At 70.6% G+C, this 12,044-nt stretch carries 11 protein-coding genes; 6 read left to right on the top strand and 5 right to left on the bottom strand.

Features of this window, described 5'->3' with window-relative positions; all coding sequences use genetic code 11:
- Positions 1–41 precede the first annotated feature (41 nt).
- The 6 genes from CXB49_RS16545 to CXB49_RS16520 all read left to right on the top strand — a co-directional run bounded on the left by CXB49_RS16545 (position 42) and on the right by CXB49_RS16520 (position 5,948).
- On the top strand, positions 42–2,231 hold the full coding sequence (locus CXB49_RS16545; protein ID WP_101709421.1) for a primosomal protein N': 2,190 nt from the start codon (positions 42–44) through the stop codon (positions 2,229–2,231).
- 1 nt (position 2,232) lies between these two features.
- Positions 2,233–3,651, top strand: coding sequence for a D-alanyl-D-alanine carboxypeptidase/D-alanyl-D-alanine-endopeptidase (gene dacB / locus CXB49_RS16540; RefSeq protein ID WP_101709420.1), 1,419 nt, complete (start codon positions 2,233–2,235; stop codon positions 3,649–3,651).
- Between the two features lie 31 nt (positions 3,652–3,682).
- Positions 3,683–3,940, top strand: coding sequence for a glutaredoxin 3 (gene grxC / locus CXB49_RS16535; protein ID WP_101709419.1), 258 nt, complete (start codon positions 3,683–3,685; stop codon positions 3,938–3,940).
- Positions 3,941–4,035: 95 nt separating this feature from the next.
- Positions 4,036–4,488: a protein-export chaperone SecB gene (gene secB / locus CXB49_RS16530; protein ID WP_101709418.1), complete on the top strand. Its 453-nt coding sequence runs from the start codon at positions 4,036–4,038 to the stop codon at positions 4,486–4,488.
- A gap of 8 nt (positions 4,489–4,496) precedes the next feature.
- On the top strand, positions 4,497–4,937 hold the full coding sequence (locus CXB49_RS16525; protein ID WP_101710741.1) for an SH3 domain-containing protein: 441 nt from the start codon (positions 4,497–4,499) through the stop codon (positions 4,935–4,937).
- A 9-nt stretch (positions 4,938–4,946) separates the two neighbouring features.
- Positions 4,947–5,948 carry an NAD(P)H-dependent glycerol-3-phosphate dehydrogenase gene (locus CXB49_RS16520; RefSeq protein WP_101709417.1) on the top strand — a complete coding sequence of 334 codons (1,002 nt, stop codon included), beginning with the start codon at positions 4,947–4,949 and terminating at the stop codon, positions 5,946–5,948.
- 57 nt (positions 5,949–6,005) lie between these two features.
- Here the strand turns inward: CXB49_RS16520 and CXB49_RS16515 are convergent, their stop codons facing one another.
- From CXB49_RS16515 to CXB49_RS16495, 5 genes are all read right to left on the bottom strand, one after another.
- Positions 6,006–7,154 carry a dienelactone hydrolase family protein gene (locus CXB49_RS16515; protein ID WP_199406705.1) on the bottom strand — a complete coding sequence of 383 codons (1,149 nt, stop codon included), beginning with the start codon at positions 7,152–7,154 and terminating at the stop codon, positions 6,006–6,008.
- A 73-nt stretch (positions 7,155–7,227) separates the two neighbouring features.
- Positions 7,228–7,848 carry a GTP cyclohydrolase I FolE gene (gene folE, locus CXB49_RS16510; protein WP_101709416.1) on the bottom strand — a complete coding sequence of 207 codons (621 nt, stop codon included), beginning with the start codon at positions 7,846–7,848 and terminating at the stop codon, positions 7,228–7,230.
- A gap of 162 nt (positions 7,849–8,010) precedes the next feature.
- Entirely contained in the window at positions 8,011–9,735 is a 1,725-nt protein-coding gene (locus CXB49_RS16505) for a DUF4153 domain-containing protein (protein ID WP_101709415.1), read from the bottom strand.
- A gap of 53 nt (positions 9,736–9,788) precedes the next feature.
- Positions 9,789–10,970: an FAD-dependent monooxygenase gene (locus CXB49_RS16500; RefSeq protein ID WP_101709414.1), complete on the bottom strand. Its 1,182-nt coding sequence runs from the start codon at positions 10,968–10,970 to the stop codon at positions 9,789–9,791.
- A 36-nt stretch (positions 10,971–11,006) separates the two neighbouring features.
- Positions 11,007–11,972, bottom strand: coding sequence for a LysR family transcriptional regulator (locus CXB49_RS16495; RefSeq protein ID WP_101709413.1), 966 nt, complete (start codon positions 11,970–11,972; stop codon positions 11,007–11,009).
- Between the last annotated feature and the right edge of the window lie 72 nt (positions 11,973–12,044).

The raw sequence follows: 12,044 nt of genomic DNA, 5'->3' as shown, positions 1-12,044 counted from the left end.
GATGCAAAGCCTTGTCGCAACAGGGTTTGCCTGGGGGAAGCATGAGTATCGATGGGTCCGGGCCGGTCCAGGTGGCGGTCGATGTGCCGCTGGCCGGAACGTTCAGTTACCTGACTGAATCGTCTGTCATGATAGGCGCGCGCGTCTGCGTGCCTTTCGGCAATCGCCGCCTGTGTGGCGTAGTTGTCACGCCGATACCGGGGGAGGGTGTGGGCGCGCCGGACGCCTCCCGCCTGAGGTGCATAGAAAGCGTGCTCGACGGCCTGCCGCCGTTGCCGGGCGAATTCCTCGAACTCGCGCGCTTCGCCGCCGCCTACTACCACCATCCGCTGGGCCAGACCTTGTTCACCGCCTTGCCGACCGCGCTGCGCGAGCCGCGCGACGTGCGCCGGCCCGACCGCCGGCCATTCGCGTTGACCGCCGCCGGTCTTGGCGATCCGCCGCCGCCGCGGCAGCGCGCGCGGCTGGCGCTGTGGCAGGCGATGCAGGACGGCCCGCTGACGTCGGAGCAGGCCCGGGCGGTGACGCCGCAGGCCGGCAAGCTGCTGGCCGACTGGCTGGCCGAGGGCAAGGCCGAGCGCGCGACGCCGGAGCCGGCGCCGCTACAACTGGGCGAGGGGCCGGCGCTGAACGACGAGCAGCAGGCGGCGCTGGACGCGCTGCGGGCCGGCTCGGGCTTCCAGCCCTGGCTGCTGCACGGGGTCACCGGCAGCGGCAAGACCGAGGTCTATCTGCGCCTGATCGCCGAGCAACTGACGGCGCGCCGCCAGACGCTGGTGCTGGTGCCGGAAATCAATCTGACGCCGCAGCTGATAGACCGCTTCGCCAAGCGCTTTCCCAGCAGCCGCATCGTCGTGCAGCACAGCCATCTGGCCGACGGCGAACGGATGCACGGCTGGCTGGACGCCTGGCATGGCGACGCCGACGTGGTGATAGGCACCCGGCTATCGGTGTTCACGCCGCTGCCGCGGCTGGGGCTGATCGTCGTCGACGAGGAGCACGACGGCTCGTTCAAGCAGCAGGACGGTCTGCGCTACCACGCGCGCGACCTGGCGGTATGGCGCGCGCGTCGCGCCGGCGTCGCCATCGTGCTCGGTTCGGCGACGCCCAGCCTGGAGACGGTGGCCAATGTCGAGGCCGGCCGCTACAAGAAGCTGGCATTGACCCGGCGCGCCCATGGCGCGGCCAGGCTGCCCGACGTCAGGCTGGTCGACACCCGCCGGCAGAAACTGGCCGAAGGCCTGGCCGAGCCGGTGCTGGAGGCGCTGAAGCAGAGGCTGGCGCGCCAGGAAATGAGTCTGGTCTTCATCAACCGCCGCGGCTTCGCGCCGGTGGTCGCCTGCACCGCCTGCGGCTGGATGAGCGGCTGCCCGCATTGCTCGGCCAAGCTGGTGGTGCACCTGATGGAGCGCAAGCTGCGCTGCCACCACTGCGGCTGGGAGGAGCCGGTGCCGCGCGCCTGCCCGGATTGCGGCGACCCGGACATCAAGCCCTTGGGCGAGGGCACGCAGCGGCTGGAGTCGGCGCTGCAACGGATGTTGCCGGAGGCCAGGGTGCTGCGGATAGACCGCGACACCACCAGCCGCAAGGACGCCTGGGACGAGGTTTATCGCAAGGTGCACGCCGGCGAGGTGGACATCCTGGTCGGCACCCAGATGCTGGCCAAGGGCCACGATTTCGGCACGCTGTCGCTGGTGGCGGCGCTGGGCGCCGATGGCGGCCTGTACTCGGCCGACTTTCGCGCGTCGGAACGCTTGTTCGCCCAGCTGATGCAGGTGGCCGGCCGCGCCGGCCGGGCCGACGCGCCGGGCGAGGTGCTGGTGCAGACGCAATGGCCGGATCATCCGCTGTACCAGGCGCTGGTCGCCCACGATTTCGACGGCTACGCGGCCGCGCTGCTGACCGAGCGAGGCCAGGCTGGTTTCCCGCCCACCACCTTCCAGGCGCTGCTGCGCGCCGACAGCCCCGAACTGGCCCAGGCCACCGCCTTTCTGCGTCAGGCGCGCGAGGCGCTGGAGCCGCTGGCCGAGGGCGTGCTGATTTCCGGGCCGGCGCCGGCCTTGATGGCCAGGCTGGCCCAGCGCGAGCGCGCGCAGCTGGTATTGGAGGCCTCGCAGCGCGCCGCGCTGCACCGGCTGCTGGACGCGCTGCCGGCGCTGCTCGATCCGCTGGCGCGCGCGCACGGCCGCAGCCTGCGCTGGTCGCTGGATGTCGATCCCCAGGAATTGTGAGATGAGAAAAACCATCACCATCGCCGCGGCCTGCGGCCTGGCGCTGTTGTCCGCCGCGGCGTCGGCGCTGGACCTGCACGGCCTGAAGCCGGACGAGATCGCCGTGTGGGCGGCGCCGGTCGACGGCGGCGGGCCGGTGGTCGGCCACCGCGCCGACGCGCCGGTGAATCCCGCGTCGACGATGAAGCTGTTGACCGGCTGGGCGGCGCTGAACCGGCTGGGGCCGGACTATCGCTGGAAGACGGCGCTGCTGTCGGCCGCGCCGCTGGACGGCGACGCGCTGAAGGGCGATCTGTACTGGCTGGGCGGCGGCGATCCGCGTTTCGACGACGGCAATCTGCTGAGCCTGCTGTACAGCCTCAGGCTGCGCGGCATCCGCAAGCTGGACGGCCGCTTGCTGCTGGACAAGCGGGCCTTCGGCAATATCGGCGGCGCCGACGATTTCGACGGCGACGCCGGCCGCGCCTTCGTTGTCGGGCCGGACACCCACCTGACCAATCTGAAAGTGGCCTGGCTGAGCTTTTTCAACGACGGCCGGGGCGCGCGCGTCGCGTTGGACCCGCCGCTGGCCGGCGTGACGCTGAACGTCTCGCTGACGCCGGGGCCGGACGTGCCGTGCCCGGATGTGCGCGCCTTCGTCTCGATACGCAACGACGGCCGCCATGTCGTCGTCGACGGCAAGCTGCCGCCGGCCTGCGACGGCCGGCGCGCCTACGTCAACGTGCTGGACCACGACGAATTCGCCGGACAGGACTTCGCCGCGATGTGGGCGGCGCTCGGCGGCAGCGGCCCGTCGCGCGTCGAGCGCGGCCGCGCGCCGGACGACGCGCGCGAGCTGGCCGCCTGGGAGTCTCAGCCGCTGGCGGTGGCGCTGGCCGACATCAACAAGTACAGCAACAACACCATGGCGCGCACGCTGTTCCTGACGCTGGGCCGGGAGGCCGGCGGCGAGGACACCGCCGCCGCCGCCGAGCGCGCGCTGCGCGAGGAGTTGCGGCACCGGGGGATGGACGACGTCGACGCGTTGCGGCTGGAGAACGGCGCCGGCCTGTCGCGGCGGGAGCGCGTGACGGCCAGGCTGCTGGGCCAGGTGCTGCTGGACGCGGCGCGCGGGCCGTACGCCGGCGAATTCGAGTCCAGCCTGCCGATCGCCGGCGTCGACGGCACGCTGAAAAAGCGCTTCGCCGATCTCGGACCGCGCTTGAGGCTGAAGACCGGCACGTTGAACGACGTCAAGGCGCTGGCCGGCTACTGGCTGGCGGCCGACGGCCGGCGCCTCGCCATCGTCGCCATCGTCAACAGCCCGCGGGCGGCGCAGATGGGCCCGGCGCTGGACGCGGTGGTGGCCGATCTGGCGCGCGACTTCAACACCGCGACGATGCGATCCAGCGCAAGCCCTCGGCGGCCGAACCCGCTATAATCGACGGCAATCGATTTTTCAGGCGAGAACCATGAAACCGGTCACCATGTACACCACCGCGGTCTGCCCGTACTGCATCCGCGCCAAGCAGCTGCTGGCCAGCAAGGGCGTCGACGGCATCGAGGAGGTCCGCGTCGATCTCGACCCGGCCGCGCGCGAGACGATGATGGCCCAGACGGGCCGCCGCACCGTGCCGCAGATTTTCATCGGCGAGACCCACGTCGGCGGTTACGACGATCTGGCGGCGCTGAACCACGCCGGCAAGCTGGACCCGCTGCTGGCGGACTGAGCCGGTTGGCCGTCGCCGGCTTTCGTGCGATGATGCCCGCCGTCGTACCCACAAAATTCGACCGTCATGACGACGGTGTTTATGCGAGAAAGAACATGAGCGAACAACAAGAGCTGCAACCGGCGTTTTCCATCGAGAAAATCTACGTCAAGGACATGTCGCTGGAGGTGCCGAACGCGCCGCAGGTGTTCCTGGAGCAGGCCCAGCCGGAAATCGACATGCAGCTGGCCAGCGAAGGCAAGCAGCTGGACGACGGCTTCTACGAAGTGTCGCTGACCGTTACCGTGACCGCCAAGCTGCCGGAAAAAACCATGTTCCTGTGCGAAGTGGCCCAAGCCGGCATCTTCCAGATCCGCAACGTGCCGGCCGAAGACCTCGACCCTATCCTCGGCGTGGCCTGCCCGAACATCCTGTTCCCGTACGCCCGCGAAGCGGTGTCCAGCGTGGTGAACCGCGCGGGCTTCCCGCCGGTGCTGCTGGCGCCGATCAACTTCGAAGCCCTGTACATGCAGCAGCGCGCGCAGCAGGCCGAAGCCGGCAACGCTTGAGCATGACCATGAAGCGCCTCGTCATCACGCTGCTCATGGCCCTGGGCGCCGCGCAATGCGCCCAGGCCCTGGAATTCCGTTCGGTGAAGGAAACCGGCGTCGCGCTGTACGAGGCGCCCGCGCTGTCCGCGAAGAAGCTGTTCGTGGTCAGCCGCTATTACCCGGTGGAAGTGCTGCAAAGCCAGAAGGAATGGGCGCGCGTGCGCGACGCCACCGGCGGCATCGCCTGGATTCCGTCGGCGGCGCTGTCGCGGCAGCGCTGGCTGCTGGTGGTGACGCCGCAGGCCGGCGTGCGAGACAAGGCGGCCGAGGACGGCAAGCTGCTGTTCACGGTGCCGAAGGACGGCGTGCTGGAAATGCAGACCCCGCCGCAGGACGGTTGGGTCAAGGTCCGCCACCGCGACGGCAGCGTCGGCTATGCTCGTATTACCGACCTCTGGGGCTTGTAAGGACCGCGCATGAAACTGGCGATACTGGGAGCCGGCGCCTGGGGCACCGCGCTGGCGATAGCTTTTGCCCGTCACCACCAGGTGACGCTGTGGGCGCGCGACGCGGCCCAGATCGGCCGGATGGACGGGGCGCGCGTCAATGCGCGCTATCTGCCCGATTGCCCGTTTCCCGACGGGCTGGAACTGTCTTCCGATCTCGACGAGACGCTCGCCGACGCCGAACTGGCGTTGATCGTCACGCCGATGGCGGGCCTGAGACCGACGCTCAGGGCGCTGGCGAGCCTGGAGACGCCGCCGCCGCTGCTGTGGGCGTGCAAGGGTTTCGAGGCCGGCTCCAGCCTGCTGCCGCACCAGGTGGCGGAGGAGGAATTGCCGGCCGGCCATCCGTGCGGCGTCCTGTCCGGCCCCAGCTTCGCCCGCGAGGTGGCGCGGGGCTTGCCGGCGGCGGTGGCGATCGCCTCCGCCGACGCGGAGTTCGCCGCCGACGTCGCCCGCGAGTTGCACAGCCCGCTGCTGCGGCTGTACGCCAACGACGATCTGGTCGGCGTCGAGGTCGGCGGCGCGGTGAAGAATGTGATGGCGATCGCCACCGGCGTCGCCGACGGCCTGGACTTCGGCCTGAACGCCCGGGCGGCGCTGATCACCCGCGGCCTGGCCGAGATTTCCCGGCTGGGCATGGCGCTGGGCGCCAGCCCGCAGACCATGATGGGCCTGTCCGGCATGGGCGATCTGATCCTGACCTGCACCGGCGCGCTGTCGCGCAACCGCCAAGTGGGCCTGAAGCTGGCCGAGGGCAAGCCGCTGCCGCAGGTGCTGGACGAGCTGGGCCATGTGGCCGAGGGCGTCGCCACCGCGCGAGAAGTGCTGACGATGGCCGAGCGCCTGCAGGTGGACATGCCGATCACCGCCGCGGTATGCGGCCTGCTGTACCAGGGCCACGATCCGCAGCGGGTGGTGGCCGAGCTGCTCAGCCGCTCGCCGAAGTCCGAGTCCGGCGGCCTGCTGGACTGACGGACGCCGTTCCCATCGACATGCCGCCCCAGGGCGGCATTTTGCGTTTCCGGCGCCTCAGCGCCCGTCGGCGCCGTCCGGCCACACCACGTCCCGGTCCACCGCGTACAGCGAGCACGGGCTGGAATTGCCGTTGTGGCAGAAGTCCAGCGCGCGATCTATCGCGTCGCCGCCGTAGGCGTAGCCCCAGCGGCCGCTCGGGCTGATCGCGAAGGCGCGCGGCAGCGGGCTGGAGAGGAAGCGGCCGTAGCCGCCTAGGCGGTCGGCGCGGCTGAGATAGGGGACGCGCTCGCCGTCGTCCAGCGCGGCGTAGCCGCTGGGCGATGGCCGGCCGGCGAGTCCGGGCCGGGCGAAGCCCAGGCCGCGCAGATAGTCCTCCAGCAGCGGCATCCAGATGTCGGCGCCCTGGGAGAACAACAGATGGCCGTTGTCGCCGAAGGCCGGCAGCAGCCGATAGTCCAGCGGCGCGCCGGCGGCGCGGTAGACCCGGGCCCAGGCCTGCGAGTATTCCTGGCCGAAAAAGCGGTCGTTCCGCGTGTAGACCCACAGCATCGGCACCCGGCCGCGGCTGCCGAACTCGGCGTACAGCTGCTGTAATTGCGCCGGCGAGCACGGCACGCCCGGATGGCTGTCGGGGTCGCCGCCGGCGCCGCCGGCGAAATTGATCGCGGTCACCACGCCGGGCGGGTTCTCGGCGGCGGCGGCCACGGTGGCGATGCCGCCGACCGACTGGCCGATCAGCAGCGCCCGGCCGTCGACGTCCGGCAGCCGCCGGCCGTAGTCCAGCGCCGCCAGAATCTGCGCGACGGCGGCCCGCAGCGAGGCCGGGTAGTCCTTGCGCCGGCACGGGCCGGAGTCTTCGGGATCGGCGCCGCCGGCGTCGGCGCCATAGCCGGCGCGGGTCGGCACCAGCACGATGAAGCCCTTGCGCACCAGATAGCGCGCCGCCGTCTCCATCCGCTGGCGCGGCGGATCGGCGCGGGCGGCGGCGCTGGTGGCGCGGCCGTGGCTGAGCAGCGCCAGCGGGTGCGGGCCGGCCTCATCGGGGTGGAACACGGTGACGGTCAGCGCGTGGCGGCTGCCGTCCGGCAGCGTCACCGGCAGGCGGACCACCTCCTCGCCGAGGTCGCGCGACATCGTTTCGGCGCCGGCGGCGGGCGGCAGGGCGAACAGCAGGAGAAGCAGCGACAGGGTGGCTGGCGACATCGGCGGCGCTCCGCGGGCGATGCGCACCGCGGCGGCGGCGCGCCTGCAAGCAACATAGCACGCCGATAGCGGACTAGCGCTCTATCGCGCGCAGGAACTCGTTGCGGGCCTGGGCGTCGGCTTCGAAGGCGCCGGCGTAGCACTGGGTGATCACGCGCTCGTCGCCGCGGCGGTTTTCCCCCATCAGCAGGCATAGCTGCTCCGCCTCGATCAGGCAGGCGGCGCCGCGCGCCTCGCCGTGTTCGACCAGGGTGCGGGCGATCTCGCCGGTGATCCATTCCTGATAGGTGTAGCGGTGGCTGATCGCGTCCACCATCCGCGCGATGCGGCCGAAGCCGTGCAAGCGGCCGCCGGGCAGGTAGGCGACGTGGGCGACGCCGCGGAACGGCAGCAGATGGTGCGGACACATGCCGTGCACCGCCAGGCTGCGTATCACCACCATGTCGCGGCGCTGGTCGGCGAAGCCGCAGCCCAGCGCGTCGGCCGGCGAGGTGTCGTAGCCGTCCAGCAGCCGCTTCTGCCACAGCTCGCGCACGCGTTGGGCGGTCTTGCCGGTGTGGATCGGATCGATGGCGATGCCGCTGGCGCGCAGCATGTCGGCGACAGCCTGTTCGAAGGCGGCGGCGTCGAACGGGCGGACGCGATCAAGCGGGTGTTGGCAGGCGGCGTGGTCGTGGTCGTCGGTAAAGGACATGGCGCGGCTCCATTGCGGTGGGGGTGGCGCGGCCGGCTCCGCTGGGCGGCCGCCTGTCCCTCCATGTTATATGGGAGCGAATCGTTCTGACGATCAGATTTCGCTCATTTTCGCGTGCCCGCCGGCGCCGCGCGGCTTGCGCCGGCGGGCACCGGATTGACGTCATTTGCCCGCGCCGGGGCAGGGCTGGGCAACGTAGGGGTAGCGCGGCCGCAGCCGCAGTCCGCCGGCTTCCAGGTCGGGCAGCAGCGGCGGAGCGGTACGCGCGTGTCCGGCCGCCAACGCGTCAAGCGGCGCCGGGCATGCGGCGGGCAGGTCGTAGGTGCCGGCGAGCGTCCACAGGCCCTGGGCGTCCCGCTGGAACAGCGACAGACGGGAAGCGCCCTTTTCCGCCAGCAGCACTTCCTGTTTGCCGGCGCCGCTGTAAGCGCCGACATAGGCGTCGCATTCCTCGCGGCCGTCCTGCAGGCAGGATGGCAGATCGGCCATGCGCTTGGACATCTGCTTCCAGTCCTGGGCCAGGAAACCGGACGGCAGCGCGGTCAGGCCGCGCGGGTGGACCGCCTGGACCGGAGGCTTGGGCTGGGGCCGGTTCTCGCCGAGCGCGTCGCCGGCCTTGCGGCGGATGGCGCCGTCGGCGCCGGCATCGTTCTTCAGCCGCAGCAGGGCGGCATGGCCATAGCGCAGCCCGTGATAGCGCAGGAAATCGAAGTCGAAGCGCGCGGGGGCCACGCGGCCGGCCTGCAGCCGGGACAATTGGCTGGAGACCGAGATCCGCACCGGGTCGGCCAATGGCGTCAGCACGGCGGCCAGCAGGGCGAGCGACAGCCAGGCGGTGCCGATATTGGCGCAGGCGACGCCGGAGAGCCCGGCCTGCCGCCGCAATACCGTCCAGCCGTAGCCGGCGGCGTAGCAGGCGCCGAGCATGACGAAGCAGGCGGCGAACACCCGGTCCGGCGACCAGCCGTACTGGCCCACGCGCAATGCCAGCGCGTAGGCGGCCAGCGCTTGCAGCGGCGCGAGCAGCAGGCAGGCGACGCGCAGGCTGAGCGAGATGACGCGGCCGTGCGCCTCGCCGCCATCCTGGTAGGCGGTGTTCAGCAGAAAGATCAGCAGCCCGCTGGCGCCGAGCAAGAGCATGGTGGCGTGGCCGGTCTTCCACAGGCCGTCCAGCCCGGTGAAGGGCAGCAGCGACAGAAAGGCGGCGATCAACAGGACCAGCAGCGGCAGCAGCCAGGACAGCAGGGTCAGCAACAGCGAGCGCAGTCCCTGGATGATGCCCGGGCGGACATCGCTCAGATGCAGGCCGGCCGACAGCGCGAGCGTGCTGGCCGGTATCGCGAACTCGGCCTCGCCTATCAGCCGGCGCAGGCCGTCTATGCCGACCAGCGAGAACAGCCCGGCGCCCAATTGAAGGATCAGCCAGAACACGCCGACGAACAGGCCGGAGAGCATCAGTTGCAGGCCAAGCTTCCAGGCCACGTCGAAATAGGCGGGGTAGGACGCCCGCCAGCGCCGTTCGCTTTCGCCGGCCAGGATCAGCGGCCAGGCGATGAACAGCAGCGCGGCGACGCCCAGGGCCGTCAGCGCGTCCGGCATCAGGTCCGCGCGCGCGGCGTGCTCCAGTCCGACGCGCCAGCGATCATGCGCGCCGATGGCGGCGACGACGACGGCCAGCCCGGCCAGCCATGCCGTCAGCCGGGCGGGGCGCAACACGCCCAGTCCGGTCTGGCACAGCAAGGGCAGGAACGCGGCGGCCAGCAGCAGCGGCGAGAACAGCAGCGGATGGAGCGACAGCCAGCCGTCGTGGTCCGAGGCGCGGTACAGCGCGTAAAGCGCGATCCCTTGCAGCAGGCCGATGGCGGCGCGAATGCGGAATGTGTTCATGAATAGGCCGGGAAGGGGGAAAGTCCCCCGATCCTAGCATGAAGGGGAGGCGTTCAGGCGCGCAGCCCCAGTGCGTAGCGTATCGCCTCGCGCTTCAGCGGGCCGGCCTTGTCGGCGAGCCTCAGGCCCAGGCCGCGGAGCAGGCGCAGCGGCGCGATGTCGTTGGAGAAGCCGTAGCAGAACGCGTCCATGCCGGTCTGCATCGCCAGATTGGCCGGCTTGCGCGCGCGCTGGTAGCGGGACAGCGTTTTCATGCCCGCCCAGTCTTCGCCGGCGGCGACGGCGTCGCGAATGGTCCGGACCAGCAGCGCGACGTCCTGGAAGCCGAGGTTGACGCCCTGGCCGGCCAACGGATGGATGGTGTGGGCGGCGTCGCCGGCCAGCGCCACGCCGTCCCTGACATAGTATTGGGCGTGGCGGCGGGTCAGGCCGAAGCTGCCGCGCGCCGTCAGTTCCCGGATGCCGGGCAGCTTGCGCGGAAAAGCCTGGCTGACGGCGGCGATCAGCTCGTCGTCGCTCAGCGTCAGCAAGCGCTTCACCTCTTCCGGCCGGTGGTACCACACCAGCGAGGCGGCGTCGCCGCACAAGGGCAGAAAGGCCTGCGGGCCGTCAGGGGTGAAGCGTTGCCAGGTGATGTCCTGCTGGCCGCCCTCCATCTTGCAGCTCAGCGCCAGCGCGTGCATCGGATAGTCCCAGCCGGTGACGCCGATGCCGGCGGCGTCGCGCACCTGCGAGCGGGCGCCGTCGGCGGCGATCAGCAGCCTGGCCTGGATCCGGCTGCCGTCCGACAGCGTCAGCTGCGAGGCCTGGGGCCGGTAGATCAGGCTTTCCACCGCGGCCGGGCAGCGGTAGTCGATATCGCTGTGGCCGCGCAGCGCCGCGGTGGCGGCCAGTTGCACCACGCGGTTTTCCACGATGTGGCCCAGTTCCGGCACGCCGGCCTCGGCGGCGTCGAACAAGGTGCCTGTGGCCTCGTCGCCTTCCCATACCTGCATCCGGCGATAGGGCGCGGCGCGCATCGCCAATACCTTGTCCCAGGCGCCTATGGTTTGCAGAAAGGCGGCCGAGGCCGGGCTGATCGCCGAGACGCGCAGATCGGGCGCCTGCTCGGGCGCGAACGGCGCGGGCGCCTCCCTTTCCAGCACGCAGACCGACAGGCCGCTGCCGGCCAGCGCGGCGCCCAGCGCGCTGCCGACCATGCCGCCGCCGACGATGACGATGTCGCGATGTTCCATCCGGTTTCTCTCCGCCGATTCCGATTCAAATGGCCGTCATTCTGGCAAGGCCGGCGCGCCGCCGCCTTGGCCTGGATCAATCCCGGCCTGCAGCAGCGCGCGCATCCGCGGCACCACGTGCTGGATGAAGGCCTCGTATTTGCGCGGCAGCGGGTGCCGGTACGGATAGACCAGGTAGACCGGCCAGCAGTCGTGGCTCCAGCCGGGCAGCACCGGCAGCAGCCGGCCGCTTTTCAGGTGCTCGCTGGCGACGTAGGCCGGCAGCAGCGCGATGCCGCTGCCGGCGATGGCCGCCGACAGCAGCGGCGCGTACTGGTGGCTGGACAGCACCGGCTGCACGCGGATCTGTTTTTGCTGGCCGTCCTTTTCCAGCAGCCATTCCGGCGTGTCGCGCAACTTGGCGCGGCTGACGTCCAGCAGGATGCGGTGGCGCGACAGATCCTCCGGCACCTCCAGCGGCGGCGACTTGGCCAGATAGTCCGGCGAGGCGAACGCCCATTCGCGGACCAGGCCCAGCGGCTTGGCCACCAGCGCGTCGTCGTGGACGTTGCGGGTGCGGATGCAGAAATCCAGGCCCTCGGCAATCGGATCCTGCAGTCGGTTCTCCACCTGCAGCTTCAATTGCAGGCCGGGATGCAGCACCGCCAGTTCGGCCAGGACCGGCGCCAGCAGATACTGGGCGAAGGAGGTGATGGAGCTGATCACCAGCGGTCCGCTGACCTCGCCGTCGGCCTCGTTGATGTCGAGGCGGGCGCGTTCCAGCAGGCTGCGCAGCTCGCGCGCGTGCGCCGCCAGCCGCTGGCCGGTCTCGGTCAGCGCCACGCGGCGGGTATTGCGCAGCACCAGCACGGTGCCGAGCTCTTTTTCCAGCGCCTTGACCAACTGGCTGACCCGGCTTTTGGTGCATTCCAGCTTGGCGGCGGCGGCGGTGAAGCTGCCGCAGCGGACCAGCGCGTCGAAGGCCAGCAGCGCCTGGGCATCGGGTAGGTGATTTGTTCTCATTTCATGAACAGTGTGTCATGGCGCATGGGCTTTTTCAATGTTAAGCGGCCATATATGATCATGACATTATAA

This window comes from Chromobacterium sp. ATCC 53434 (assembly GCF_002848345.1).
GTDB lineage: Bacteria > Pseudomonadota > Gammaproteobacteria > Burkholderiales > Chromobacteriaceae > Chromobacterium.
The sequence above is the reverse complement of the archived record's forward strand: the minus strand, read 5'-3'. Positions and strand labels throughout refer to the sequence as shown.